This is a genomic window from Actinomadura scrupuli (assembly GCF_050971785.1).
Classification (GTDB): Bacteria; Actinomycetota; Actinomycetes; order Streptosporangiales; family Streptosporangiaceae; genus Actinomadura_E; species Actinomadura_E scrupuli.
Window position 1 is genome coordinate 796,358 of sequence record NZ_JBPCCU010000002.1, and the last position, 25,001, is coordinate 821,358.

The window sequence follows — 25,001 nt, forward strand, 5'->3', positions numbered from 1 at the left end:
GCGCACACCTCACGCCCCCGGGAAGCCTTCCCGGGGGCGTGAGCCTTGTCCGAGGTCACGAGCCGAGCTCACGCCTCGTCCTCCCACCGCCCGTCGCGTCCCCGCGCACAGTCCCCACTCCGTGAGCGTGCAATCGTTCGTCGAACGATTGCATGGTCACGGATGACATGAGGTGGGGCCGGGCGGTCGCACTGCCACGGCGGCACGATCCCGCGCCCGGTGAGGACGGCGCAGGACCCTCCCGATCCCCAGGAGAGTCCTGCGCACTGCCAGGAGGAAAGCGACCGTACGCCGCCTACGTGACGTACGGCGCCTGTATGGCGATGCCGGTAGCGGGGTGGTGCGGTGCTCAGCCCCAGGCGCCCATGTGGCGGACACCGGCGGCACGGCCCAGCGCCGTGGCGATCAGGTCGGGCAGCGGGCGCGCGGCGGCGGCCACCTGGGCCTGGAGGGAGCCGTCGAGGGTCCCGTCGGTGCGCGCGGCCGTGGTGCTGTCGAAGCCCAGCCCGTGCGCCTCCTGCCCGGTGCCGGACCGGAAGGGGCCGATGCCGGTGTAGGTGGCGGGGTTGCCGGCACCGCGGGACCAGACGATCAGCCACGCGGGCGTGCCCGTGTCCTGCCGCGCGTAGACGTTGCCGTCGGCCTCGATCTGCATCTGGGCGGCGCTGCGCTCGTGCGAGTAGTCCTCGACGCACAGCACGCAGGTGGCCCCGCTCCGGACGCGCGAGAGGATGTTGTTGCCCACCTTGATCTGCCCGACGAGCCAGGTCATCGTGGGGTCGGGCAGCTTCTGGCGCGGATCGTGACCCGGCGTGGACAGGTTGGACGCACGCCGGCCGTCCTGCACGAGGTTGATCGTGCGCATGTTGCCGCTCAGCGTGTTGTTCCAGATCTGGACGCCGGCCGTGTCGTTGACGCGGATGCCGTCGTCCTTGCTACCAGTGATCACGTTGTCCGCGACCAGCGCCTTGGCGGAGAGCTCCAGCGAGATCCCGTGGTGGGTGTTGTCGACGATGTCGTTGCCGGTGAGCTCGATGTCGTAGACGGACTCGTCCATCCAGATGCCGGTGCCGAGGTTGGCGTGCAGCCGGCTGTTGACGATGTCGACCCTCCGCGAGCGGGTCACCTTGATGCCGCCGGCCACCGGGGCGGACTTGAAGTGCTCGAGGTTGTTGTTCTCGCTGAGCACCGACTCCATCCGCAGGTCGTCGGCGTAGTTGGCGTGGATGCCGAGCATGCCGTTGCCGCGGCTGGTGACGTGCTTGAGCGTGATGTGGTTGGCCAGGGCGCTGAACCCGGTGGTCGCGCTGTCGATGACGGTGACGTTCTCCACCGTCACGTTGCCGGCCACGATCTTGACGGTGGCCATCTTCGGCAGCGAGGTGGCGTAGCGCCGGACGCCGATCCCGCGGAGCACCGACCCGCCGGCCCGGATGGTGATCGCGTCCGCCAGGTCGGTGGCCCGTACCTCCCGCCCGGACGGGTCCGAGCCGACGTACAGGCGGTGGGCGGCGTAGTCGGCGAAGAACGTCCCGCCGGTCACCTCGGCCCGGGAGCCGACCTGGCGCTGCGGGGCTCCGCCGATCCAGAGCTCATCCGGATGGGCCGCCATCGGATACTTCGGGTCCACGAACTGGAAGGCCGAGTCCGAGCTGACGGAGCCTCCCGCGGTGTAGGTGGGGCTGGCGTCGAACTGGGCCGTCCAGTTGTCGTGGTACCAGTCGCCGCCGTCGGACTTCCAGCCACCGACGGTGGTACTGCCGTCGAACCAGACGGCCTCGTGCGGGTACGACTGGATGGTCAGCGCCTTGGTCGCAGGCACCGTCACCGACTCGTGGTACGTGCCCGCCCGCAGGACGATGGTGCCCCCGGCCGGGGCCTTGCCGATGGCCTGGGCGACGGTCCGCAGCGGTTCGGCCACCGTGCCGGCCGCCGAGTCGCTGCCGCCCGGAGCGACCACGATCGCCTTCGCCGGGACCGCGTAGGCGGTGGAGCCGACCGCGGCCGAACCGGCCTTCGCCGACTTGCGGTCACCGCTGCCGTCGGTGGACGGCGAGCCGGGTACCGGGCCCGCCGGGGTACCCGGTGCGGCCGGGGACGTCCCGGTGCCGGGGGAGGCGGAGCCACTGGGCGAGGGGCTCACCGGGGAGCTTCCAGAGGAGCTCACGGAGGGGCTCGCCGTGGGACTCGCCGTGGGGCCCGCCGTGGGAGTGCCGGCGGGGCTGGTCACCGGGGCCGGGTTCGCGGTGGCCGGCTGCCCGGCCACCGAGTCGACGGTGAAGCCGCCGACGAGCACCGAGGCGGGGGTGCCCTGGCGGGAGAGGTAGGTCCAGACCCCGAGGGCTCCGGCGGAGGTCACCCGCTGGTCGCTCTGGTCGGTGGCGGTGTGCTGCCACTGGGCGGGCACGGGGGCACCGACCAGCCATGCCTTGCTGGCCAGCGTCACCGGGGCCGTACCGGTCACGCGGGTCTGCAGCACCATCTGCTGCCCCTCCGGCAGCCGCGTGGGCAGTTCCGTCTCGCCGCCGAACAGGGTCTCCTGGCCCGCGTTGACCCTGGAGAACGACAGGCGGACCCCGCCGCCGGGCAGGACCCGGAGCCGGGCCCGGTAGGCGTTCTTGGCAGCGGAGGCACGCACCATCACGGCGCTGTACACGCCGGTGCCCGTGATCGGGATCTGCGGCACGGAGACGGTGAGCGTGCTCTCGACGTCCGTGCCGGTGGTGCCCGAGAGCATGGCCACCACGGAGGAGCCGGGATCGGCCAGGTCGAGCCGGGCCGCGCCGGGCTTGACCGAGGTGGCCTTGTCCGAGCTCACGTCGTAGCCGCCGCCGAGATCCGCACGCCCCCACCCGCTGCCGACGGTACGGGTCATCGTGTCGGTGACGACCCGGGCGGAGTCGCTGACGAGCTGATACCCGGACCCGGTGGGGGTGACGACGGCGGCCGCGGCCAGGACCGTGGCCAGCCCGGCGGCCCGGGTGACGACGATGCGCCGTAGGCGGCGGTTCCGAAGCGAACGGGGCATGAATTCGACCTAACGCAGGGAGGCACGTTGGTCGAAGAACGTAGCCGCGCACTATGTTCGCTCGCCAGGCCTGTAACGGATAATTTCGCTATTAACGTGTAATTTCGCTGTTAGATCGGACAAACATGCCGTTTGAGCACGAGCGGCCGGTGGCCTAGCGCAACGATCCGGTGAACGACGTGACGGGGTGCTTGGCATCCAGCTGGACGCGCAAGGTGACGGACTTGTAGCCCGAGGAGGGCACCGTGAACGCGTAGGACGCCGACCGGGTCTGCCCCGCCGCGACGGTGCCGTAGAAGTCGTTGAGGTTGCCGTAGTAGGTCCGGACGGCCTGGCTCTTGCGCGGCCCGTACACCGCGCTGACCTTCACCTGGTCGAGGTTCAGCGGCTGTGCCGTCGCGTTGGCGAAGCGCACCGTGAAGATCGTGATGACCTGGCCCTTGATCGATCCAGGTCCGATGTCCTTGACCTTGGCGGACTTGATCGCGGCGATCGAGACGACGACCCGGTCCTTGTAGGTGACCTTCTTGCGAAAGCCCACCGAGGTGCGCAGCCCCTTGGCGCCCGGCACCGTCGTGGTGTCCTGGCCTGCGGCGATCGTGCTCTCACCGGTGGGCGGAGTAGGAGTCGCCTCGGCCTTCTTCTTCGACCCCGAGCACCCGCCGACGGCCACCACGAGAGCGCAGCCCGCCGCGGCGGTGCGGGTCAGCAGGCCGGCTCGGGCCATGCGACGTGCCATGCCTTCATCTCCTCGATCATGTCTCGGGGCGATCCGGGTCCCGGCGGGCACCGGATCGCGTCGTCCGGGGTGCTCAGCGCATCGGCAGGATCTGGGCGCCGTCGGCGGGGGCCGACGCCTCGCTTCCGCCCGCGTTGATCAGCTGGCGCAACGCCGTGCTGGAAGTGTGCACAGTGTAGGGAAAGTACACGACTCGTACTCCTACCGCGCCGAGGTCGGCCTCCAGCCGATCGCCTTTCTCGGTGCCTTTCCAGTCGTCGCCTTTGAATAGCACATCGAACTTCAGTTGCTGCCACATCACGAACTTGTCGCTCGACACATCGGTGACGGCCTCGTCGACGACGTTGATGCTGCGCACGATCTCGAGCCGTTCCGCCAGGGGAACGACGGCGGCCCTGCCCTTGGCCCGGACGAGCACCTCGTCGGTCACCACCCCGGCGATGAGGTGGTCGCATTCGCGCCTGGCGCGCTTGAGGATGTTGAGGTGCCCGATGTGGAACATGTCGTACGCACCCGGAACGTAACCGACGACCCCCATGATCATCGCCTCAGCTCTGCTGCGGGACGAGGTCGTGCTCCTGCCGCCGGGCCGCGGGGGGCGTGTCCAGCGCGGACATGTCCCGGAACCACTTGACCAGGGCGGCGGCGAGGAAGAGCAGGTTGCCGGCGAACAGTAGCACGTACAGCACGAAGAACAGCTCCGGGGACCCCAGCAGCAGGAACGCCAGGCACAGCACCCCGTAGTCGGTCGGCATCACCATCAGCGAGCGGATCGTGGACGGCCTGGCGGGTTCCTGCGGGCCGGCCCCGGTGGTCGCCTGATGCACCCGGCGCAGCTGGTCGTTGAGGATCATCCCGAAGAACATCACCGCGGCGACCACGCAGAAGCCGATCGGGACCAGCAGGTAGGCCGGCTCCGCGAGGTCGAAGAAGCGGTAGCAGGCGATCAGCATGGCCGAGTGCAGCAAGGAGATCTTGGCGCAGTCGATGATGTGGTCCAGCCACTCGCCCGACTTCGAGCCCCCGCCGCGCAGCCGCGCGAGCTGCCCGTCGGCGGAGTCCAGGGCATAGCCGAGGATCAGCGCCAGGCTCACCCCGACGCCGGTGAGCGGCGACGGCGGCACCAGCGCGAGCAACGCGATGCCGGCGAAGGAGAACAGCGCGCTGATCGCGGTGACCTGGTTGGGCGTGAGACCCATCGTGTAGGCGAGCGCGGCGAGGACCCGGCCCAGCTTCCGGTTGACGAACCGGGAGTAGGCGGGCGCCCCCTTGGCGGTCTTCTGCGCGGACGACAGGCTCCGCAGCGCCTGGCCGAACCCGCGCGGGGCGGTGCGGGTGGTGTCGGTCTCAACGGTCACGCTACTGACGTCCTTGCCGGAGTACGGGTGAGTGCGGTGTGCAGGGCGGGGCTCGTCGTTCCGGGCACGTCGGTCAACCGTACGACCCGTACGCCCGTGCCGGTGAGCGCCTCCTCGAGCCGGGCGGCGCCGGGCAGCGCGTCCGGGCCGGCGAAGGCGGTCTGGAAGGCGAGCGAGGCCCACACGGCCCGCGGGTCCGCGTCGGTGAGCGGGACGGCGTGGTCGACGTACCGGACGTGACGGACGAGCTCGAGGCGCTCGATGAGCGGTACGTACGGCCTGACCCCCGAGAGCTCCTCCGCCAGCTCGTCGGTCAGCACCCCGACCGTCAGATGGTCACAGGAGTTCCTGGCCCGCCGGAGGACCTCCAGATGCCCCACGTGGAACAGGTCGAAAAGCCCCGACGTGTAGCCCGTCACCCCGTGCACCCGTTCCCCTTGCGTTGTTCTGGTCGCTTGGTCACCTCGTGATAAAGCCGCTGGTTAAGCTAGCAGCCATTGATTTCGCTCATGTCACGTTTGCGGAGACCTGCCGGACATTTCGCGAGCCTCCGGTCGGTGGTGCGGTGGGCACCTGTTCGGCTGAGCTGCGACACTGATCTCCGTGGGGGACACTTCGGAGCTGCTCGGCCCGGCCGAAATACGGGAGATGGCCGCCCGGCTGGGTATCAGGCCGACCAAGACGCTCGGGCAGAACTTCGTGATCGACGCCAACATCGTGCGGCGGATCGTGCGGGCGGCCGAGCTGGACCCCGGTGACGTGGCCATCGAGGTCGGCCCGGGCCTCGGCTCGCTCACCCTCGCCCTGCTCCCGGCCGTCCGGCGGCTCGTCGTGATCGAGATCGACCCGCCACTGGCCGAGGAGCTGCCCCGCACGGTCGCCGCGCGAGCCCCCGGGCTGGCGGACCGGCTGGAGGTCGTGCGGGCCGACGCGCTGCGGATCGCCTCCGTCCCCGGTCCCGACCCCACCGCGCTCGTCGCGAACCTGCCGTACAACGTGGCGGTCCCCGTCGTGCTGCACCTGCTGGCGCTGCTGCCCTCGCTGCGGCACGGGCTGGTGATGGTGCAGGCCGAGGTCGCCGACCGGCTCACCGCGCCGCCGGGAAGCAAGATCTATGGGGTGCCCTCGGTGAAGATGGCCTGGTACGCGCAGGCTCGGCGGGCGGGCCAGATCGGCCGGTCGGTGTTCTGGCCGCCCCCCAAGGTGGACTCGGGCCTGGTGGCCTTCACCCGCCGGGAGCCGCCGGTCACCACTGCCTCCCGGGTCGAGGTGTTCAAGGTCATCGACGCGGCCTTCGCCCAGCGGCGCAAGACGCTGCGCGCCGCCCTGGCCGGCTGGGCGGGCTCTCCGGCCGCGGCCGAGCAGGCGTTGCGCGCCGCGGGCGTCGATCCCTCGGCCCGGGGCGAGGCGATCGACGTGACCGCCTTCGCGCGCGTCGCCGAGCACCGCCCGGCGATGTGATCTCGACGAATGACGGGGCCCGTCCGGCGGGCCGGCCCCCCGAGCCCGCCGCGGTGCCCGGGCGGCGGCGGTATGGGGCGGCGGACGCACCATCGGCGCCGTGGTCGTACGATCTCCGGCTGTGACCAGTGTGACGGTACGGGTGCCAGCGAAGGTCAACCTTCAGCTCGGGGTGGGGCCCCGCCGCGACGACGGCTATCACGACCTCGTCAACGTCTTCCACGCCGTCTCCCTGTTCGACGAGGTGACCGCCGCCCCCTCCGGGCGCCTGGAGGTCCTGGTCGAGGGCGAGTCCATCGAGGGGGTGCCCACCGACGGCGACAACCTGGCGGCCCGGGCGGCCCGGCTGCTGGCCGAGCGGATCGGGGCGCGTCCCTCGGTGACCCTGCGGATCCGCAAGTCGATCCCGGTGGCCGGCGGCATGGCCGGCGGCAGCGCCGACGCGGCCGCGGCCCTGGTCGCCTGCAACGAGCTGTGGCAGGCCGGCTTCTCGCGCGAGGACCTGACGGAACTGGCCGCGATCCTGGGCAGCGACGTGCCGTTCGCGCTGGTCGGCGGCACCGCGGTCGGCGTCGGGAGGGGGGAGCGGCTGACTCCGGCCCTGGTCCGCGGGCGCTTCCACTGGGTCATCGCCTACGCGGACGGCGGGCTGTCCACCCCGGCCGTCTACGCCGAGTGCGACCGGATGCGCGGCGGCGGGCGGGACGGGGTCGGCCGGCCGCGGACCTCCGACGACCTGATGTCCGCGCTGGCGACCGGCGACGCGTACGCGCTCGGCGCCGCGCTGAGCAACGATCTGCAGCCCGCCGCGATCGCCCTGCGTCCGTCGCTGCGCCGCGTCCTCATCGCGGGACGCAACTTCGGGGCGCTCGGCGGCATGGTCTCCGGCTCCGGGCCGACCTGCGCGTTCCTCGCCGAGTCCGAGGAGGACGCCGTCGACCTCGCGACCGCCCTGTCGGACGTCGACGTGGTCCGGGCGGTCTCCCATGTGCACGGCCCCGTCCACGGCGCCACCATCATCGAGAGCCACTAGCCTTGATGACGTCGTGAATCTGATCAATCTCGAGAACGTCAGCAAGGCCTACGGGCCCGCGCCGCTGCTCGACGCCATCTCCCTCGGGGTGGAGGAGGGCGAGCGGATCGGCGTCGTCGGCCTCAACGGCGGCGGCAAGAGCACGCTCATCTCGATCATCGCCAAGGACGTGCCGCCGGACGACGGCAGGGTCACCCATTCCCGCGGCCTGCGGATCGGCGTGCTGGCCCAGCGGGACGAGTTCCCCGACGGCGCCACCGTCCGCGGCCTCGTCCTCGGCGACCGGCCCGAACACGAGTGGGCGGGCGACAACAGGATCCGCGAGATCCTCGCCGGGCTGCTGGCCGATCTGGATCTGGACGCCCCTGTCGCCGGGATGTCGGGCGGCGAGCGGCGCCGGGTGGCGCTGTCCCGGCTGCTGGTCCCCGAGACCGAGCTGCTGGTGCTCGACGAGCCCACCAACCACCTCGACCTCGAGGCGATCGCCTGGCTGGCCGGCCACCTGAAGTCCCGCAAGAGCGCGCTGATCGTCGTCACCCACGACCGCTGGTTCCTCGACGAGGCCACCGAGCGCACCTGGGAGGTCGTCGACGGCCAGGTCCAGCGCTACGAGGGCGGCTACTCGGCGTACGTGCTGGCCAAGGCCGAGCGGGCCCGCATCGCCGCCTCCACCGAGGAGAAGCGGCAGAACCTGCTGCGCAAGGAGCTCGCCTGGCTGCGGCGCGGCCCGCAGGCCCGCAGCACCAAGCCGAAGTTCCGGGTCGACGCGGCCCAGGCCCTCATCGCCGACGTGCCGCCGCTGCGCGACAAGGTGGAGCTCACCAGCTTCGCGACCGCCCGTCTCGGCAAGACCGTGTACGACCTCGAGGACGTGAGCGTACGGCTCGGTGACCGCGCCATCTTCCAGCGGCTGACCTGGCAGCTGGGGCCGGGGGACCGGATCGGCGTCGTCGGCGTCAACGGCAGCGGGAAGAGCACGCTGCTGCGGCTGCTCGACGGTGTGATCAAGCCGGAGTCCGGCCGGGTCGTGCGCGGCAAGACCGTACAGCTCGCCCATCTGTCCCAGGATCTGGAAGAGCTCGACCCCGCCCGGCGGGTGCTGGAGTCGGTCGAGGAGATCAAACGCCGCATCACCGTCGGCAAGCGCGACTGGACCGCCGGTCAGCTGCTGGAGCGGCTCGGCTTCCGCGGCGACGCGCAGTGGACCCCGGTCGGCGACCTGTCCGGTGGCGAGCGGCGCAGGCTGCAGCTGCTCCGGCTGCTCATGTCCGAGCCCAACGTCCTCCTGCTGGACGAGCCGACCAACGACCTCGACATCGAGACGCTGACCGAGCTGGAGGACCTGCTCGACGGCTGGCCGGGCACCCTGGTGGTGGTCAGCCACGACCGTTACTTCCTCGAGCGGATCACCGACAACGTCTACGGGCTGCTCGGCGACGGCGGGCTGCGGATGCTGCCCGGCGGCGTCGAGGAGTACCTGGCCCGCCGCGCCGCCGGCGACGCCGGCACGGGACTGAGCGGCACCGCGCCGGCTCCCGCGGCCAGACCCGCCGCGAAGCCCGCCGCACGCCCCACCGGGCAGGACTGGAAGGCCAAGAAGGAGCTCGACCGGCTGGAGCGGCGGCTGGCGAAGCTGACCGCCCGGGAGGCCGAGCTGCACGAGCTGCTGGCCGCCCACGCCACCGACTACGAGAGGCTCCTGGCCTTCAACGAGGAGCTCAAGTCGGTCGCGGCCGAACGCGAGCAGGTCGAAGAGGACTGGCTCACCCTCGCCGACGCCCTCGGCTAGCCGCCCCACCCCCGATCACCCAGCGCCCCACCCCTGATCACCCACGTCCCCACTCCGTGATCATGCAATCAATCGACGAACGATTGCATGATCACGCTGGGGGAGTGGCCGGGGCGGAGGAGGAGGGTCGCGCGTTCGCGTCGGCGTCGAAGGGGACCAGCAGGCTGCGCAGCAGCACCGTCAGATCCTTGCGTTCGGTGGCGCTGAGAGCGCCGAGAAGCTCGTGCTCGCGGTCGATGAGATCGGTGAGCGCCGCGTCGACCCGGGTCCTGCCCGCGGCGGTCAGCCGTACGAGCACGCCGCGCTTGTCCTGCGGATCCGGGTGGCGCTGGACGAGCCCGGCGGCCTGCAGGCGGTCGATGCGGTTGGTCATGGTGCCCGAGGTGACCAGGGTCGCGCGCAGTAGCTGACCGGGGCTCAGCTGGTAGGGCTCGCCGGCCCGGCGCAGGGCGGTGAGCACGTCGAACTCCCAGGACTCGATCTCGTGGGCGGTGAAGACCGCCCGCCGGGCCCGGTCGAGGTGCCGGGCGAGCCGGGAGACCCGGCTGAGGACGTGCAGCGGCTCCACGTCGAGATCCGGGCGTTCCACGCGCCAGGCCGCGACCAGCCGGTCCACTTCGTCCTCCATGGGCACCCACCCTACCTGTCTTGACATCGAGATACCGGGTTGGCACGATGTCTCTTGATGTCGAGAGAAATGGACTCCGAGATGCCCGAGGACCCGGCAGGGCCGCCTCTGGCCGACGACGTCTGGGACCCAGCGCAGTACTGGGTCTTCGCCGACGAGCGCAGCAGGCCGTTCTTCGAGCTGGTCGGCAGGATAGGCGCGCAGGCGCCGTCCCGCGTCGTCGACCTCGGCTGCGGTCACGGAGAGCTCACCGCCACCCTCGCCCGGCGCTGGCCCGGCGCGGCCATCACCGGCATCGACAGCTCGACGGAGATGATCAATGCCGCGCGGAGATCGGCGGCGGGCCACCCCGGGAGCCTGGAGTTCGCCGTCGGGGACATCGCCGGCTGGGCGCCCGACCGGCCGGTCGACGTCATCGTCTCCAACGCCGCCCTGCAGTGGGTGCCCGAGCACCGGGAACTGCTGCCGCGCTGGACCCGGGCCCTGACCCCCGGCGGCTGGCTGGCCTTCCAGGTGCCGGGCAACGCGGACGCGCCCAGCCATGCGCTGTTGCGCGAGCTGTGCACCTCACCGCGCTGGCGGGACCGGCTGGCCGACGTGCTGCGGTGGCATCCGGTCGATGAGCCGGCCGGTTACCTCCGGCTGCTGGCCGCCCAGGGGTGCCGGGTGGACGCCTGGGAGACGACCTACTGTCAGGTGCTGCAAGGCGAGGACGCGGTGCTGGAATGGGTCAAGGGCACCGCCCTCCGTCCGGTGCTGGCGGCCCTCGGCGGGGAGGAGGCGCCGCGGACCGCGCGGTTCCTCGCCGAATACGCCGGGCTGCTGCGCGAGGCCTATCCGCCCGGCGCGCACGGCACGCTCTTCCCGTTCCGCCGGATCTTCGTCGTGGCCAGGACGGGCTCGTGACCCGCCGGCGGCGCGGCCCCGCCCGGGGGGTCACCTAGACGTGGCTGCCGTCCGCCGCGGGACGGCGGGTATTTCGTTCCCCTGCGGTGTGCCCTGCCCCGCGGCGGACGGCAGCCACCCGGCAGCATGCACCGAGGACCGCCTTCCCCGAAAGCGTGGACCGCGCAGCCGGTCTCCGCTCGGGAGCGACACCCGTGCACCCGGCCAGGTCCACCCCGTTCACCCCGGAGCAGGAGGAGCACGCCCGTGCCCGTCATCGGAATCCACCATGTGCAGCTCGCAGCCCCGCCCGGCAGCGAGGAGATCCTGCGGGCCTTCTACGCCGGGGTCCTCGGCCTCACCGAGGTGCCCAAGCCGCCTGAGCTGGCGGCCCGTGGGGGAGCGTGGTTCCGCGGCGCCGGGATCGAACTCCACCTGGGCATCGAGCCCGACTTCCGGCCCGCGCGCAAGGCGCACCCGGGCATCCTGGTCGCCGGCCTGGACGCGCTCGCCGCGCGCCTGCGGGACGCGGGTCACCAGGTCCGCGCCGACGACCTCTTCCCGGGCCACCGGCGCTTCTACACCGACGACCCGGTGGGCAACCGGCTGGAGTTCCTGGAGCCGGCCGGCTGACGGCCCCCGGGGATCCGTCGTCAGCGGGACCCGGACCCTGGAAGCCCGGCCGCCCGGCAGGGAAGCCCGGGCGGCCGGGCTGACTCACCCCGTGCCGGAGCCCCCCGTGGGCCGCCCGCCGGCCTCGCCGCCGGTCTCCGGCCCCGCCTCCGGCCAGGCTTCGGGCCCGGCGTCCGGCTCGGTCTCGGGCCCGGGCGCCGGCCCGGCCGCCGGGTCGGTGCGTGCGCCGCCCTCGGTGGCCGCGGCCTCCTCCCAGCCGGTGAGGACCCGGTGCAGCCGGTACAGCAGGCGCCGGAGCTCGACGATGTGATCGGTCTTGCGGGTGGCCTGCCGGAAGTGGTTGTCCTCGGCCCGCTGGATGTCCTGGAGCACCCAGAGGATCTCGTCCAGCTCGCCGAGGAACCCCTCCGCGCAGTCGTCGGCGGCAGTGTCATGGGCGGTGCGGCCCTCATGACGAGCGATCATCGGCCCGGCCCCCCGGCGGTCGCCGTCCAGGCCCGGTGCAGCCGGCCGGAGGCGGCCCGGGTCCGCACGACGGTCGCGTAGAGCTCGCGCAGCCGGCCGGCCAGCAGGTCGGTGGGGACCGGGCGCAGATCGGGCGTCTCCAGCACCTCCCCGGCATCGTCGATCCGCAGGATGAGCCGCACCAGCTCGGCGGGCGAGGCGGCGTCCAGCGAGGCCGGCTCCAGGGCCGACAGCGCGAGGTGCAGCGGGGCCAGTGCCGCGGCGAACGCCCGCGGGCCCAGCGCGCTCAGCCCCGGCCGCTCCAGCTCGGCGACCGCTAAGTGCAGCCGCCGCGCGAGCGGATCGTCGGGGACGGCGCGGCCGGCGGATCCGAGTGCGCGGGCGCGGCGCCCGAGGTCCGCCCGGCCGGGCGGGGACGCGGGCATCGGGCCGGGGAGCCGTGTGAAACCATCCATCACTCACCCTCCTCTTCGAACTTTTGTTCGAAGGGTAAGGAGGGGCTCCGACATTTTCCGGGTCAGTCGGTCTCCGGGCCCGGCTCGGGGTCGTCGGTCTCGATCCGCCGGACCCGCCGCTCGGCCTTGTCGGCCCGCGCCGCGGCCCGCTCTTCGGCCTTGCCCTGCTTGACCGCCACCTTCTCCATGCGCTTGGCCTGCCGCTCCTGCTCCCGGCGGCGGCGGCGCGGATCCAGGGAGGGTTTGGGCTCCAGGCCCGACAGCCCGTTCCAGGCGAGGTTCACCACGTGCGCGGCCACCTCTTCACGACGGGGTTTGCGGACGTCGAGCCACCACTGCCCGGTGAGGGCGACCATACCGACGAGCATCTGCGCGTACATCGGTGAGGTCTTGTCGTCGTAGTCGTGCCGGTCGAACTCCTGGCCCAGGATATGCTCGACCTCGGTGGCTATCTCGCTGAGCAGGCTGGCGTAGCTGCCCGTGCCGGAGGCGCCGTGCGAGTCCCGCACCAGGATGCGGAACCCGTCGCTGCACTCCTCGATGTACTGCAGCAGGGCCAGTGCGGCCTGTTCGAGCTTCTCGCGGTAGTGGACCCCGTCGGCCAGCGCCCGGGTGACCAGGGCGAGCAGCCGCTCCATCTCCCGGTCCACGACGACCGCGTACAGGCCCTCCTTGCCGCCGAAGTGCTCGTAGACCACAGGCTTGGAGACACCGGCCTTGGCCGCGATCTCCTCAACCGAGGTGCCGTCGAACCCGCGCTCGGCGAAGAGCGTGCGGCCGACGTCGAGCAACTGCTGGCGTCGTTCGGTGCCGGTCATGCGTTTCCGGCGTGACCGGGGGGCTGCTGATTCGCTCACAGGATCAATAATGGCGGTCATCGCAGACGCTTTGCCGCCAAGCGATCCGCTTTCGGCCACCGGACGTCGGTCGCCCAGCCGAGTTTCTCGAAGGCCCAGATGATGCGGGCGCTGATGTCGATCTGGCCCGGCAGGGCGCCGTGCCGCGCGCAGGTCGGATCGGCGTGGTGCAGGTTGTGCCAGGACTCGCCGAGCGACGGGATGGCCAGCCACCACACGTTGCGCGCCTTGTCCCGCGAGTCGAACGCCTCGTCGCCCACCATGTGGCAGACCGAGTTGATCGACCAGGTGACGTGGTGCAGCAGGGAGATCCGGACCAGCGACCCCCAGAAGAAACCGGTGAGCGCGCCCTGCCAGGACATGGTCAGCAGGCCACCGAGCAGGGCCGGGGCGCCCAGCGAGCCGAGCACGATGACCGGGAACAGCCGCGAGATGGTCTTGATGTCCTTGTCGGCGACCAGGTCGGGGCAGTACTTCTGCCATGACGTGCGGTGCCGGTCGAACAGCCAGCCCATGTGGGCCCAGAAGAAGCCCTTGGTCAGGGCCTTCCAGTCGCTGCCGAACCGCCACGGCGAGTGCGGGTCGCCGAGCTTGTCGGAGAACTTGTGGTGCCGGCGGTGCGTCGCCACCCAGTCGATCACCCCCATCTCCAGGGCCATGCTGCCGGTCAGCGCCAGGAAGATGCGCAGCGGCCGGTTTGCCTTGAACGATCCGTGGGTGAAGTGGCGGTGGTAGCCCACCGTGATGCCGGCGGCGGTGACGACATAGAACAAGGCGAAGATGACGATGTCGCTCCAGCCCAGCCCCCACCCCCAGGCGAGGGGGACCGCCGCCAGGACGGCCAGGAACGGAACGACGATGAAGACGACCAGAAGGATGAGCTCGAAGTCGCTCTTGGGCTTGGCGTCGATGTCAGGTCGAGGCTGAGCGCGTGCCGGCTCGATCACAGGAACTGTGGCCATGAAGCGATTCGCTCTCTCTTTGGGGGCGCCTTACCTACGCAACCGTAACCTACGGTTGCGTAGCTTTAGGAGTATGCCCCGGGAAATCGGGATGAACCTGGCGTCTCGGCAAGGGCTGCCTTCCCAGGTCAGATCAGGTGTCCGCGGTCGATGCCGCTTCTCCTGCATCCATCCCCGCTATCGGAGGCCCGTCACGTGATGTCACTCACACGCGTGGGGCCGGAGGTGCCGGGAAACTCGCGAGGACCGGGAAATAGGCGCGAACTGGATGGTGAGTCCCCGGTATCGTGGGCCGGGACCGGCGGGTGCTCCCATGGACCGAGACCGGTCCCTTCCGACGTGGTGTAATCGGCAGCACAAGGGTTTTTGGTGCCCTTAGTCCAGGTTCGAGCCCTGGCGTCGGAGCCACCCGAGACGTGCCGTACCCCTCCACTGTACGGCGCCGGGGGCGCCGGCCCGGGGCCGGGCGGTATCCTGCAGGTGTCGGGCGAGTTACGGCCTGCCGCTTCGGTGAAGCCGCAGGTCGTCCCATGGACGTGCGCACCGCGTCCAGCGCCCATGCTGAGCCAGACCGTCCCAATCCGCGATGCCGAGGAGCCTCTCCGTGAGCGCGAGCCGTCCGGCTGCCGTCGTTGTCCTTGCCGCCGGCGAGGGGACGCGGATGAAGTCCCGTACTTCCAAGATCCTCCACGAGCTCTGCGGCCGCAGCATGGTCGGCCATGTGCTGGCCGCCGCCGGAGCCCTCCAGCCCGGAAAGCTGATCGTGGTCGTCGGTCACCGGCGCGACCAGGTCATCGACCATCTCCGGCGGACCGCCCCGGACGCCGTACCGGTCGTCCAGGAGCAGCAGGCGGGCACGGGTCACGCGGTCCGCATGGTGCTGGAGCAGGTCGGCACGCTGACCGGCACCGTCGTCGTCACCAATGGCGATCACCCCCTGCTGACCGGCGCCACGCTCGAGGAGCTGGTCCGCACCCACGAGACCGAGGGTAACGCGGCGACCATCCTGAGCACCGACATCCCCGACGCGACCGGCTACGGCCGGATCGTCCGCCAGGCGGACGGCAGCGTCGCCTCGATCGTCGAGCACAAGGACGCCACCGACGCCGAACGCGCGATCAGCGAGATCAACGTCGGCATGTACGCCTTCGACGGCGAGCTGCTGGAGAGCGCGCTCAAGCGGGTGACCACCGACAATGCCAAGGGTGAGGAGTACCTCACCGACGTCGTGGCCATCCTGCGGGCCGACGGCCACCGCGCCGGGGCCTACAAGAGCCCCGACTGGATCGAGACCCAGGGCGTCAACGACAAGGTCCAGCTCGCCCAGGCCCGCCGGCAGCTCAACGACCGCATCGTCGAGGCCCACCTGCGCGCCGGCGTCACCGTCGTCGACCCGCAGACGACCTGGGTGGACGTGCAGGTGACGCTGGAGCCGGACGTGGTCCTGCACCCCAACACCCAGCTGCACGGCGCCACCACCGTCCGCGAGGGCGCCGAGATCGGGCCCAACACCACCCTGACCGACACCGTCGTCGGCGCGGAGGCCGTGGTCACCAACGCCGTCTGCATCGGGGCCGAGGTCGGCGCCGACGCGTCGGTCGGGCCGTACGCCTATCTCCGGCCCGGCACCCGGCTGGCCCGGGGGGCCAAGGCGGGCACGTACGTGGAGATGAAGAACGCGGTGGTCGGCGAGGGCTCCAAGGTGCCGCACCTGACCTACGTCGGGGACGCCGAGATCGGCCAGGGCTCGAACATCGGGGCGGCCTGCGTGTTCGTCAACTACGACGGCGTGCACAAGCACCGGAGCACGATCGGTGACCACGTCAAGGTCGGCAGCGACAACATGATCGTCGCGCCGGTGACGGTGGGCGACGGCGCCTACACCGCGGCCGGCTCGGTGATCATCAAGGATGTGCCCTCCGGGGCCATGGCCGTGGCCCGCGGGCAGCAGCGCAACGTCGAGGGCTGGGTGGAGCGCAAGCGCCCGGGAACCCCCTCCGCCGAGGCCGCTCGCCGGGCCCGGGAGGCGGCCGCCGTGACGGCTCCGGACGAGAACACCGGTGTGGGCGCGGAGGCCCCGCAATCCGGCGAGTAAGCGCACGTACCAAGGGGGAGCGACAAAGGTGAGCGTTATCAAGGTGAGCGGTGAGAAGAAGCTGATGCTCTTCTCGGGCCGGGCGTACCCGGAGCTGGCTCAGGAGGTGGCGAGCAATCTCGAGATCGAGCCGACCCCCACCGCGGCCTACGATTTCGCCAACGGTGAGACGTTCGTGCGCTTCATGGAGTCGGTACGGGGCAGCGACGCCTTCGTGATCCAGAGCCATGCCGCTCCGATCAACCAGTGGATCATGGAGCAGCTGATCATGGTCGACGCGCTCAAGCGTGCGTCGGCCAAACGGATCACCGTGGTGGCCCCGTTCTTCGGCTACTCCCGGCAGGACAAGAAGCACCGTGGGCGGGAGCCCATCTCGGCCCGGCTGATGGCCGACCTGTTCAAGACGGCGGGCGCGGACCGGCTGATCACCGTGGACCTGCACACCGCGCAGATCCAGGGCTTCTTCGACGGGCCCGTCGACCACCTCTTCGCGCTCGACCTGCTGGCCGACCACGTCGAGCGCAGCCTGGACACCTCCCAGGTGACGGTGGTGGCCCCGGACGCCGGGCGGGTCCGGGTGGCGGAGCGCTGGACCGACCGGCTGGGCTGCCCGCTCGCGATCATTCACAAGCGGCGCGACCCCGAGGTGGCCAACGAGGTCAAGGTCTTCGAGGTGGTCGGTGAGGTCAAGGGCCGTACCTGCGTCGTCGTCGACGACATGATCGACACCGGTGGCACGATCGTGAAGGCCGCCGACGCGCTGTTCGACCAGGGCGCCGCGCGGGTCGTGGTGGCCGCCACCCACGGTGTCCTGTCGGGCTCCGCGGTGGACAGGCTGAAGAACTCGCGGATCTCCGAGGTGGTGCTCACCAACACGCTGCCGATCCCGGACGACAAGCAGTTCGACAAGCTCACCGTGCTGTCGATCGCGCCGCTCATCGCCAGGGCGATCAACGAGGTCTTCAGTGACGGCTCGGTGACCAGCCTCTTCGAGAGCCAGTACTGACGGCGTCGCCGGTGAGCCCGCCCCCGCCGCTCCGAAGGTGTTCGCCAGAAGGTCCTTGATTGCCGGGGCGATGCGGTCTAAGGGACGGGGATCGGCTAGACTCCTATGACTGCGTGCGCCCCAGCGAGTGCAGTACGGCTCCCCAGACGGGCCGTACGCCGCGGGGAACGCAATGGTCTTCGAAGCACTCTGCATCGAGTATCGATTCGCGCCAGCAAGCTTGGTCCTCGGCGGACGCCCTCACGGGTGGCCGGGGATCGCAACAACGAGGAGTTTTCGTCGTGTCCGAGGTACGCATCGCCGCCGAGCCGCGCACTGAGTTCGGTAAGGGTGCCGCCCGGCGCACCCGCCGGGCCGGTAGGGTGCCCGCCGTCCTCTATGGTCACGGCACCGACCCACAGCACATCTCACTGCCCGGGCACGAGCTCATGCTCGCCCTGAAGACCTCGAACGTGCTGCTTCGCGTTCAGGGCCTCAGCGGTGCCGACGAGCTCGCGCTGCCGAAGGACGTGCAGCGGGACCCGATCAAGGGTTTCCTCGAGCACGTCGACCTGCTGCTGGTGAAGCGCGGTGAGAAGGTCGCCGTCGAGATCCCGGTGCAGCTGACCGGTGAGATCGTCTCGGGCAACCGGCTGGACCAGCAGCTGGTCCAGATCGCGGTCGAGGCCGAGGCCACCCACATCCCGCAGTCGGTCGAGATCAACGTGGACGGCCTGGACGTCGGCGCAGTGATCTACGCCAAGGACGTCGAGCTGCCGCGCGGGGTCACCCTCGCCGTCGACGAGGACGCGCTCGTCCTGCAGATCGTGGCCGAGAAGACCGCCGAGCAGGCCGAGGCCGAGATCGCCGGCGAAGGCGCCGAGGCCGCCGCCGAGGAGCCCTCGGCCGAGGAAGCCTCCGCCGAGTAACACTGCCTGGTCGTGGTCTCCGGCCCTTGTCACGGTGCGAACCGTGCGAGGGCCGGAGGCATGTCGGGCACCGGGCCTCCACCGCGGCTCACCGCACCCCACCGCATCTCGCGGCGGCCCGTGCCGGTGCCCGCGGGCCGTCGAGCGGAGCGAGCTGATGAACACCGATCTGTGGCTGATCGTCGGTCTGGGCAATCCCGGCCCGGACTACGCCGGAAACCGGCACAACGCCGGTTTCATGATCCTCGATGTGCTCGCCGGGCGGATCGGCGGACGTTTCAAGAGCCACCGGGCGCGGGCGGACGTGGTCGAAGGCCGCCTGGGCGGCCCCGGCGGCACCCGGGTCGTGCTGGCCAAGCCCCGCACCTTCATGAACGAGTCGGGCGGCCCGGTCGCCGGACTGCGCGACTTCTTCAAGGTGCCCGTCGAGCGCCTCATCGTCGTGCACGACGAACTCGACATCCCGTACGGCGCCGTACGGCTGAAGCGCGGCGGCGGGGACAACGGTCACAACGGGCTGCGCTCCATCACCCGCTCCCTCGGGGACAAGGAGTACCTCCGGGTCCGCTTCGGAGTGGGCAGGCCGCCCGGCCGGATGGACGCCGCCGCCTTCGTGCTGCGTGACTTCTCCGCCGCGGAGCGCAAGGAGCTGCCGCTCGAGCTGGAGCGCGGCGCCGACGCGGTGGAGATGCTCGTGGCGCAGGGCCTCGAAGCCTCCCAGAACGCGATCCACGGCTCCTAGGCGACCGCCCGCCCCCCTATGAGGTCGGTCACACCGGCGCGACCGTCGAGGTGGAGACCCGATCCGGACATCCCTGAACCCCGGTGCCCGGCCCGCCGGGCCGGCCGCCGGGACGGGCCGGGAACGGCCGATCACCAGCGGTGACGGCCTTCGGACGACCGGGCAGAGTCAGGTCGAAAGTGACCTAATTGAGCCGGGATGGAGGTTGGTGTTCGGTAACGTGAAAGTAAGATGCACGTCGATTGGGACTTGAGAGACACGTGAACAATAGCTGTCGTGCGGGTGTCGTCCGGGAGTCCGCGTCCTGGACGGAACTGTGTCCGACGGTGGTGAGGCGTGCATGACGATCGTCAACGGAGTGCAGGCACGGGTCTCCGCCCGGTCGGCGGCCCAGCTGGAGGGGGCGACCGCCTGGCTGACCCGGTATGAGCGGAACGCGCGGGCCATCGACTTCCTGAGCGTGTGCGCCGCCAGCCTGCTGGCGTTCCTGCTGCGGTTTTCGGGCGTCCCCGAGACCTACCCGTACGTCGCGCTCAGCGTTGCGCTGCCGTTCCTGTGGATCCTGTCGCTGACGTTGTCCCGCGCCTACGAGCCGCGGCTGTTCGGAGTGGGCTGGGAGGAGTTCCGCCGGGTCCTGAACGCCGGGTTCGCGCTGACCGCGACGGTCGCGATCGTCGCCTACGCCACCAAGGTTGAGGTGGCCCGCGGCTATGTGGTGATGGCGCTGCCGCTGGCGACCTTCCTCGACCTCGTCGGCCGCTACTGGCTGCGCAAGCGCCTGCATCGGCAGCGGTGGCAGGGCGCCTGCATGCGCCGGGTCGTGGCCGTCGGCCATCGCGCGGCCATCAGCGACCTGATCAGGCTGCTGCGCCAGAAGCGCTACCACGGGATGGCCGTGGTGGCGGTCTGCCTGCCGGAGCGGCCGCCCAACGGCGAGCACTTCGTCGAGGGCGTCCGCGTGCACGGCGACTTCAAGGAGATCGCTCAGGTGGTCCATGCCATCGGCGCCGACTCGGTCGCGGTGCTGGCGTGCCCCGAGATGGACGGCACCGCGCTGCGCCGGCTGGCTTGGCAGATCGAGCAGGACGACATCGAGCTCGTGGTGGCGCCGGCGCTGATGGACGTGGCGGGGCCGCGCATCTCGGTCCGGCCGGTCGCCGGCCTGCCCCTGCTGCACGTGGACCATCCCGAGCTGACCGGCGGCCGCCAGCTCGTCAAGAGCCTGTTCGACAAGATCGGCGCCACGTTCGCCCTCGTGCTGCTGGCGCCGCTGCTCGCCGTGATAGCCCTGGCGATCCGGGTCACCAGCGCCGGTCCGGCACTGTTCCGGCAGACCCGGGTCGGCAAGGACGGCAAGGAGTTCACCGTCCTGAAGTTCCGCACCATGGTGCAGGAGGCCGAGGCGCTCAAGGTCGGGCTGGCCGAGCGGAACGAGCACGACGGCGTACTGTTCAAGATCAAGAAGGATCCCCGCATCACGCGGGTGGGGGGCGTCCTGCGCCGGTATTCGCTCGACGAGCTGCCCCAGCTCATCAACGTGCTGCGCGGCGACATGTCGATGGTCGGGCCCCGGCCGCCCCTGGCGGAGGAGGTGGCACAGTACGGTGATGACGTGCGGCGCCGGCTGGTGGTCCGCCCGGGTCTGACGGGTCTGTGGCAGGTGAACGGACGCTCGGATCTGACCTGGGAGGAATCCGTCCGCCTCGACCTGCGCTATGTGGAGAACTGGTCTCTGGCGCTCGATCTGCTCATCCTGTGGAAGACGTGCTCCGCGGTGGTGCGCGGGTCAGGCGCGTACTGACACGAGCGTACTGACGCAAAGGGAAGTGGATGCAGGAGTACTCGGGGGACGACCATGAGGTCGCGGCACGGCTGGCGACCGAGGCGGGGCGGCTGCTGCTGCGGATCCGGGCCGAGGGCGGCCCCGATGTCCGGGACGCCGGCGACCGTGGATCACACGACTTCCTGATGGCGGCGCTCGGCCGGGCGCGCCCCGGGGACGCCGTCCTCAGCGAGGAGGGTGCGGACGACCTCGCCAGGCTCGACGCGGACCGGGTGTGGATCGTCGACCCGCTCGACGGGACCCGCGAGTTCGGCGAGGAGGGACGGCCGGACTGGGCCGTCCACGTCGCCCTGTGGCGGCGGGACGCGACGGGCCCCGGCGGCGGTCTCAGCGCCGGTGCGGTGGCGCTGCCCGCCCGGGAGGTCACACTGAGCACGGCGGCGGCCGGCGCCAGGGCCGGAGACCTTCCGCTCACCGTTCAGCCGCCCCGGCCGGGTAGGATCCGCATCGCGGTCAGCCGCACCCGGCCGCCGGTCTTCGTGCAGCGGATGGCCGAGCGGCTGCCGGCGGAGGTCGAGCTGGTCCCCATCGGATCGGCCGGCGCGAAGATCTCCGCGGTGCTGCTCGGCGAGGTCGACGCGTACGTGCACGCCGGTGGCCAGTACGAATGGGACTCGGCCGCACCGGCCGCCGTCGCGCTGGCCGCGGGAGCGCACGCCTCCCGTGTCGACGGCACGGAGCTCGCGTACAACCAGAAGGACACCAAACTCCCCGATATCCTGGTCTGCCACCCCTCGCTGGCGCCAGTGCTGCTCGCCGGTATCCGGGAAGTAAGCGACGCCCTGCCGGGTTAGTCCAACCACGACCGACCACGGCCGACCACGCGGAGAGAAGTTCTGATCATGCAGCGCAGCGACTACCTGCTGTCACAGCTCGACGTCCTCGAGGCCGAGTCGATCCACATCATGCGTGAGATCGCCGCCGAGTTCGAGCGTCCCGTCCTGCTCTTCTCCGGAGGCAAGGACAGCATCGTCATGCTCCGTCTCGCGCAGAAGGCGTTCTGGCCGGCGCGGATCCCGTTCCCGGTGATGCACGTCGACACCGGGCACAACTTCCCGGAGGTCATCGAGTACCGCGACCGCCGGGTCGCGGAGCTGGGGCTGCGGCTGGTGGTCGCGAGCGTCCAGGACTCGATCGACGCCGGCCGGGTCGTCGAGGAGACCGGCAAGCGGGCCAGCCGTAACCGGCTGCAGACCACGGCGCTGCTGGACGCCATCGAGGAGCACGAGTTCACCGCGGCGTTCGGCGGAGCCCGCCGGGACGAGGAGAAGGCCCGCTCCAAGGAGCGGGTGGTCTCGGTCCGGGACGACTTCGGCCAGTGGGACCCCAAGAACCAGCGGCCCGAGCTGTGGAACCTCTACAACACCAAGATCCGGCGCGGCGAGCACGTCCGGGTGTTCCCGCTGTCCAACTGGACCGAGCTGGACATCTGGGAGTACATCGACCGGGAGCAGGTGGAGATCCCGTCCATCTACTTCGCGCACACCCGGATGGTCTTCGAGCGCGACGGCATGCTGCTCGCCGACAGTCCCTACGCCAAGCGCGACGAGGGCGAGCCGGTCTTCGAGGCGACCGTGCGCTACCGGACGGTCGGGGACCTGACGGTGACCGGTGCCGTCAAGTCGTCCGCGGCGACCCTCTCCGAGGTCATCGACGAGATCAAGGCCACCCGGGTCACCGAGCGGGGACAGACCCGCGCCGACGACCGGGCCAGCGAGGCGGCGATGGAAGACCGTAAGAAGGAAGGGTATTTCTAGTGGCCAGCTCTGGTTACAGTCCCCAGAAGGCCGGGCACCGGGTGGACATCCTGCGGTTCGCCACCGCCGGCTCGGTCGACGACGGCAAGTCCACGCTCATCGGCCGGCTGCTCTTCGACTCCAAGTCGATCTTCGAGGACCAGCTGGAGGCGGTCGAGCGCACCAGCCAGGACCGCGGCGAGGACTACACCAACCTCGCGCTGCTGACCGACGGGCTGCGCGCCGAGCGCGAGCAGGGCATCACCATCGACGTCGCCTACCGCTACTTCGCGACGCCCAAGCGCAAGTTCATCATCGCCGACACCCCGGGGCACATCCAGTACACCCGGAACATGGTCACCGGAGCCTCCACCGCCGACCTCGCGATCATCCTGGTCGACGCCCGCAAGGGCCTGCTGGAACAGTCCCGGCGGCACGCGTTCCTCACCACGCTGCTGCGCGTCCCGCACGTGGTGGTCGCGGTCAACAAGATGGACCTGGTCGACTACGACCAGGAGGTCTTCGACCGCATCCACGACGAGTTCACCGCGTTCGCCGCGAAGCTGGCCGTGACCGACCTGACGTTCGTGCCGATCTCCGCGCTCAACGGCGACAACGTGGTCGAGCGGTCGCCGAACATGCCGTGGTACGACGGCTCCTCGCTGCTGCACCACCTCGAGAACGTGCACATCGCCTCCGACCGCAACCTGATCGACGTGCGCTTCCCAATCCAGTACGTCATCCGGCCGCACAAGTCGACCGACCCGGAGCTGCACGACTACCGCGGTTACGCGGGGCAGGTCGCGGGCGGGGTGCTGAAGACCGGTGACGAGGTCGTGCACCTGCCGTCCGGGCTGACCACCACCATCACCGGCATCGACACGATGGACGGGCCGGTCGATCAGGCGTTCCCGCCGATGTCGGTGACGCTGCGGCTGGCCGACGAGATGGACATCTCCCGCGGTGACATGATCGCCCGGCCCAACAACCAGCCCAAGGTGGCCCAGGAACTGCAGGCGATGGTCTGCTGGCTGACCGATGACCGGGTGCTGTCCCCCCGCACCAAGCTGGTCATCAAGCACACGACCCGTACGGCGCGGGCGATGGTCCGGGATCTGCACTACCGCCTGGACATCAACACCCTGCACCGCGACGAGGGCGCGGAGTCGCTGAAGCTCAACGAGATCGGCCGGGTCGGCCTGCGGATCACCCAGCCGCTGTTCGTGGACGACTACAGCCGTAACCGTCTGACCGGGGGGTTCATCCTCATCGACGAGGCCACCAACGGAACCGTCGGAGCCGGGATGATCATCGACACCAAGTAGAAGCGGTGACCATGGAACCCCCCTTCAGGCGCTCCGCCCGGCCGGTCCCGGACCAGCGGGCATGAGGGCCGTGCGCAGGCGCGCCGCCGCGGCGGGCACAATCGTGATGGCCGCTGCCCTGGCGCTGGCGGCCTGCGGCCAGGCGAAGAAGACGCCCACGATCCGGTCGACCGTCCCGCCGGGGGTGGCGCCGACCCCTCCGGTCCAGGGCGCCTACTTCGGGGCCGCGGTGGACGAGCGCCAGGGGATGGCCAGGTTCGAGACGGGACTGGGCCGGCAACTGGACATCGTCTCGGAGTACCGGAGCTGGGACCGGCCATTCCCCGCCCCGGCGGAGCTGGCGGCACTGGGGCCCAACCGCCTGCTGATGCTCTCGTGGGACGGCGGCGACACCCAGGCCATCCTGTCCGGGAGCCAGGACGCCCTGATCCGGCAACGGGCCCGCGCCGTGAAGGCGCTCGGCAAGCCGCTGTTCCTGCGCTGGCGGCGCGAGATGGAACGCCGGGAGGTCCGCAAGCAGGTCGGCCCGCCGGCCGGCTACATCGCGGCCTGGAAGCACATCCGGGAGATCTTCCGCCAGGAGCGGGCCGACAACGCCGCGTGGATCTGGTGTCCCGCCGCCAAGGGGTTCGCCTCCGGTGCCGCGGCCGCCTACTACCCCGGCGACGACCAGGTCGACTGGCTCTGCGCGGACGCCTATCCCGAGCGCCCGGCCGAGTACGCCGAGCTGGCCCCGGTGGTCAAGCCGTTCCTGGAGTGGGCCAAGGAACGCCCCAAGCCCATCATGATCGGCGAGTTCGGGGTGCCTCGCGCCTACGGCCCCCGGCGGGCCGAGTGGCTGCGCAAGGCCGCCCAGACCCTCCAGGATCCGCAGATCAAGGCGGTGGTCTACCACAACGAGGACGTGGTGGTGGGGAGCACCAAGGTGCGGTACTCGCTGGACGGCGACCAGCCGGCCATGTCCGCGATGCGGGAGCTGGCCACCACGCCGTATTTCAACTCCCGCAACCTGCCGGTCAGCAGTGGCTGAGAGCCGTCCCGGATCGCAAGGCC

The 25,001-nt window shown here is 70.8% G+C and carries 24 protein-coding genes and 1 tRNA gene; 15 read left to right on the plus strand and 10 right to left on the minus strand.

Annotation, left to right across the window (positions count from 1 at the left end; genetic code table 11):
* Positions 1-349 precede the first annotated feature (349 nt).
* The 5 genes from ACRYCC_RS11415 to ACRYCC_RS11435 form a co-directional block, all read right to left on the minus strand.
* Positions 350-3,028: a right-handed parallel beta-helix repeat-containing protein gene (locus tag ACRYCC_RS11415; protein WP_433811057.1), complete on the minus strand. Its 2,679-nt coding sequence runs from the start codon at positions 3,026-3,028 to the stop codon at positions 350-352.
* A 154-nt stretch (positions 3,029-3,182) separates the two neighbouring features.
* Entirely contained in the window at positions 3,183-3,767 is a 585-nt protein-coding gene (locus ACRYCC_RS11420) for a hypothetical protein (RefSeq protein WP_433811059.1), read from the minus strand.
* Positions 3,768-3,840: 73 nt separating this feature from the next.
* A complete protein-coding gene (locus ACRYCC_RS11425; protein WP_433811061.1) occupies positions 3,841-4,311 on the minus strand; it encodes an FAD synthase family protein in 471 nt (156 codons plus the stop codon).
* A 4-nt stretch (positions 4,312-4,315) separates the two neighbouring features.
* Positions 4,316-5,125 carry a CDP-alcohol phosphatidyltransferase family protein gene (locus ACRYCC_RS11430; RefSeq protein ID WP_433811062.1) on the minus strand — a complete coding sequence of 270 codons (810 nt, stop codon included), beginning with the start codon at positions 5,123-5,125 and terminating at the stop codon, positions 4,316-4,318.
* Complete coding sequence (locus ACRYCC_RS11435) at positions 5,122-5,553, minus strand: FAD synthase family protein (protein ID WP_433811064.1); 432 nt, start codon at positions 5,551-5,553, stop codon at positions 5,122-5,124. Before ACRYCC_RS11435 ends, ACRYCC_RS11430 begins: the two co-directional genes overlap by 4 nt.
* A 220-nt stretch (positions 5,554-5,773) precedes the next feature.
* Between ACRYCC_RS11435 and rsmA the strand changes: the two genes are divergently transcribed.
* The 3 genes from rsmA (at position 5,774) to ACRYCC_RS11450 (ending at position 9,408) form a co-directional block, all read left to right on the plus strand.
* Positions 5,774-6,586, plus strand: a complete 813-nt coding sequence (gene rsmA, locus ACRYCC_RS11440) for a 16S rRNA (adenine(1518)-N(6)/adenine(1519)-N(6))-dimethyltransferase RsmA (RefSeq protein ID WP_433812148.1) — start codon at positions 5,774-5,776, stop codon at positions 6,584-6,586.
* Positions 6,587-6,716: 130 nt separating this feature from the next.
* Positions 6,717-7,619 (plus strand): 4-(cytidine 5'-diphospho)-2-C-methyl-D-erythritol kinase, encoded by a 903-nt coding sequence (locus ACRYCC_RS11445; protein WP_433812149.1) that lies wholly within the window; start codon positions 6,717-6,719, stop codon positions 7,617-7,619.
* 13 nt (positions 7,620-7,632) lie between these two features.
* A complete protein-coding gene (locus ACRYCC_RS11450; protein WP_433811066.1) occupies positions 7,633-9,408 on the plus strand; it encodes an ABC-F family ATP-binding cassette domain-containing protein in 1,776 nt (591 codons plus the stop codon).
* Positions 9,409-9,499: 91 nt separating this feature from the next.
* Here ACRYCC_RS11450 and ACRYCC_RS11455 read toward each other — a convergent pair whose 3' ends face one another.
* On the minus strand, positions 9,500-10,036 hold the full coding sequence (locus ACRYCC_RS11455; protein WP_433811068.1) for a MarR family winged helix-turn-helix transcriptional regulator: 537 nt from the start codon (positions 10,034-10,036) through the stop codon (positions 9,500-9,502).
* A 57-nt stretch (positions 10,037-10,093) separates the two neighbouring features.
* Here ACRYCC_RS11455 and ACRYCC_RS11460 point away from each other — a divergent pair, with 57 nt between their 5' ends.
* Together ACRYCC_RS11460 and ACRYCC_RS11465 are read left to right on the plus strand one after the other, a co-directional pair.
* Positions 10,094-10,942: a trans-aconitate 2-methyltransferase gene (locus ACRYCC_RS11460; protein WP_433811070.1), complete on the plus strand. Its 849-nt coding sequence runs from the start codon at positions 10,094-10,096 to the stop codon at positions 10,940-10,942.
* Between the two features lie 246 nt (positions 10,943-11,188).
* The gene (locus tag ACRYCC_RS11465; protein ID WP_433811072.1) at positions 11,189-11,554 is read left to right on the plus strand and encodes a VOC family protein; all 366 of its coding nucleotides are present in this window, start codon (positions 11,189-11,191) and stop codon (positions 11,552-11,554) included.
* Positions 11,555-11,638: 84 nt separating this feature from the next.
* Here ACRYCC_RS11465 and ACRYCC_RS11470 read toward each other — a convergent pair whose 3' ends face one another.
* From ACRYCC_RS11470 to ACRYCC_RS11485, 4 genes are all read right to left on the minus strand, one after another.
* Positions 11,639-12,019 (minus strand): hypothetical protein, encoded by a 381-nt coding sequence (locus ACRYCC_RS11470; protein ID WP_433811073.1) that lies wholly within the window; start codon positions 12,017-12,019, stop codon positions 11,639-11,641.
* Positions 12,016-12,474 (minus strand): hypothetical protein, encoded by a 459-nt coding sequence (locus tag ACRYCC_RS11475; RefSeq protein WP_433811075.1) that lies wholly within the window; start codon positions 12,472-12,474, stop codon positions 12,016-12,018. Before ACRYCC_RS11475 ends, ACRYCC_RS11470 begins: the two co-directional genes overlap by 4 nt.
* A gap of 62 nt (positions 12,475-12,536) precedes the next feature.
* Positions 12,537-13,331: a TetR/AcrR family transcriptional regulator gene (locus ACRYCC_RS11480; RefSeq protein WP_433811077.1), complete on the minus strand. Its 795-nt coding sequence runs from the start codon at positions 13,329-13,331 to the stop codon at positions 12,537-12,539.
* Positions 13,332-13,348: 17 nt separating this feature from the next.
* Positions 13,349-14,293, minus strand: coding sequence for an acyl-CoA desaturase (locus ACRYCC_RS11485; RefSeq protein ID WP_433811078.1), 945 nt, complete (start codon positions 14,291-14,293; stop codon positions 13,349-13,351).
* A gap of 333 nt (positions 14,294-14,626) precedes the next feature.
* On the opposite strand from ACRYCC_RS11485, the gene ACRYCC_RS11490 reads away from it, so the two are divergent.
* From ACRYCC_RS11490 to ACRYCC_RS11535, 10 genes are all read left to right on the plus strand, one after another.
* A tRNA-Gln gene (locus tag ACRYCC_RS11490) sits at positions 14,627-14,701 on the plus strand.
* A 196-nt stretch (positions 14,702-14,897) separates the two neighbouring features.
* Positions 14,898-16,388 carry a bifunctional UDP-N-acetylglucosamine diphosphorylase/glucosamine-1-phosphate N-acetyltransferase GlmU gene (gene glmU, locus ACRYCC_RS11495; protein ID WP_433811080.1) on the plus strand — a complete coding sequence of 497 codons (1,491 nt, stop codon included), beginning with the start codon at positions 14,898-14,900 and terminating at the stop codon, positions 16,386-16,388.
* Positions 16,389-16,416: 28 nt separating this feature from the next.
* Positions 16,417-17,394 (plus strand): ribose-phosphate diphosphokinase, encoded by a 978-nt coding sequence (locus tag ACRYCC_RS11500; protein ID WP_433811082.1) that lies wholly within the window; start codon positions 16,417-16,419, stop codon positions 17,392-17,394.
* A gap of 281 nt (positions 17,395-17,675) precedes the next feature.
* The gene (locus ACRYCC_RS11505) at positions 17,676-18,302 is read left to right on the plus strand and encodes a 50S ribosomal protein L25/general stress protein Ctc (RefSeq protein ID WP_433811084.1); all 627 of its coding nucleotides are present in this window, start codon (positions 17,676-17,678) and stop codon (positions 18,300-18,302) included.
* A 157-nt stretch (positions 18,303-18,459) separates the two neighbouring features.
* Positions 18,460-19,044, plus strand: a complete 585-nt coding sequence (gene pth / locus ACRYCC_RS11510) for an aminoacyl-tRNA hydrolase (protein WP_433811086.1) — start codon at positions 18,460-18,462, stop codon at positions 19,042-19,044.
* Between the two features lie 340 nt (positions 19,045-19,384).
* The gene (locus ACRYCC_RS11515; RefSeq protein WP_433811087.1) at positions 19,385-20,845 is read left to right on the plus strand and encodes a sugar transferase; all 1,461 of its coding nucleotides are present in this window, start codon (positions 19,385-19,387) and stop codon (positions 20,843-20,845) included.
* Between the two features lie 29 nt (positions 20,846-20,874).
* Positions 20,875-21,681 (plus strand): 3'(2'),5'-bisphosphate nucleotidase CysQ, encoded by an 807-nt coding sequence (locus tag ACRYCC_RS11520; protein WP_433811089.1) that lies wholly within the window; start codon positions 20,875-20,877, stop codon positions 21,679-21,681.
* A 48-nt stretch (positions 21,682-21,729) separates the two neighbouring features.
* The gene (gene cysD / locus ACRYCC_RS11525) at positions 21,730-22,644 is read left to right on the plus strand and encodes a sulfate adenylyltransferase subunit CysD (protein WP_433811091.1); all 915 of its coding nucleotides are present in this window, start codon (positions 21,730-21,732) and stop codon (positions 22,642-22,644) included.
* Positions 22,645-22,685: 41 nt separating this feature from the next.
* Positions 22,686-23,948, plus strand: a complete 1,263-nt coding sequence (gene cysN / locus ACRYCC_RS11530; protein WP_433812151.1) for a sulfate adenylyltransferase subunit CysN — start codon at positions 22,686-22,688, stop codon at positions 23,946-23,948.
* 106 nt (positions 23,949-24,054) lie between these two features.
* Positions 24,055-24,978, plus strand: coding sequence for a glycoside hydrolase family 26 protein (locus ACRYCC_RS11535; protein WP_433811092.1), 924 nt, complete (start codon positions 24,055-24,057; stop codon positions 24,976-24,978).
* Positions 24,979-25,001: the final 23 nt, after the last annotated feature.

What these genes read in the sequence shown, in the direction of transcription:
- ACRYCC_RS11415 (WP_433811057.1), bottom strand. Translation starts at nt 3,028, where the DNA reads ATGCCCCGTTCGCTTCGGAACCGCCGCCTACGGCGCATCGTCGTCACC.
- ACRYCC_RS11420 (WP_433811059.1), bottom strand. Translation starts at nt 3,767, where the DNA reads ATGGCACGTCGCATGGCCCGAGCCGGCCTGCTGACCCGCACCGCCGCG.
- ACRYCC_RS11425 (WP_433811061.1), bottom strand. Translation starts at nt 4,311, where the DNA reads ATGATCATGGGGGTCGTCGGTTACGTTCCGGGTGCGTACGACATGTTC.
- rsmA (WP_433812148.1), top strand. Translation starts at nt 5,774, where the DNA reads ATGGCCGCCCGGCTGGGTATCAGGCCGACCAAGACGCTCGGGCAGAAC.
- ACRYCC_RS11455 (WP_433811068.1), bottom strand. Translation starts at nt 10,036, where the DNA reads ATGGAGGACGAAGTGGACCGGCTGGTCGCGGCCTGGCGCGTGGAACGC.
- ACRYCC_RS11460 (WP_433811070.1), top strand. Translation starts at nt 10,094, where the DNA reads ATGTCGAGAGAAATGGACTCCGAGATGCCCGAGGACCCGGCAGGGCCG.
- ACRYCC_RS11470 (WP_433811073.1), bottom strand. Translation starts at nt 12,019, where the DNA reads ATGATCGCTCGTCATGAGGGCCGCACCGCCCATGACACTGCCGCCGAC.
- ACRYCC_RS11475 (WP_433811075.1), bottom strand. Translation starts at nt 12,474, where the DNA reads ATGGATGGTTTCACACGGCTCCCCGGCCCGATGCCCGCGTCCCCGCCC.
- ACRYCC_RS11485 (WP_433811078.1), bottom strand. Translation starts at nt 14,293, where the DNA reads ATGGCCACAGTTCCTGTGATCGAGCCGGCACGCGCTCAGCCTCGACCT.
- pth (WP_433811086.1), top strand. Translation starts at nt 18,460, where the DNA reads ATGAACACCGATCTGTGGCTGATCGTCGGTCTGGGCAATCCCGGCCCG.
- ACRYCC_RS11515 (WP_433811087.1), top strand. Translation starts at nt 19,385, where the DNA reads ATGACGATCGTCAACGGAGTGCAGGCACGGGTCTCCGCCCGGTCGGCG.
- ACRYCC_RS11520 (WP_433811089.1), top strand. Translation starts at nt 20,875, where the DNA reads ATGCAGGAGTACTCGGGGGACGACCATGAGGTCGCGGCACGGCTGGCG.
- cysD (WP_433811091.1), top strand. Translation starts at nt 21,730, where the DNA reads ATGCAGCGCAGCGACTACCTGCTGTCACAGCTCGACGTCCTCGAGGCC.
- ACRYCC_RS11535 (WP_433811092.1), top strand. Translation starts at nt 24,055, where the DNA reads ATGGCCGCTGCCCTGGCGCTGGCGGCCTGCGGCCAGGCGAAGAAGACG.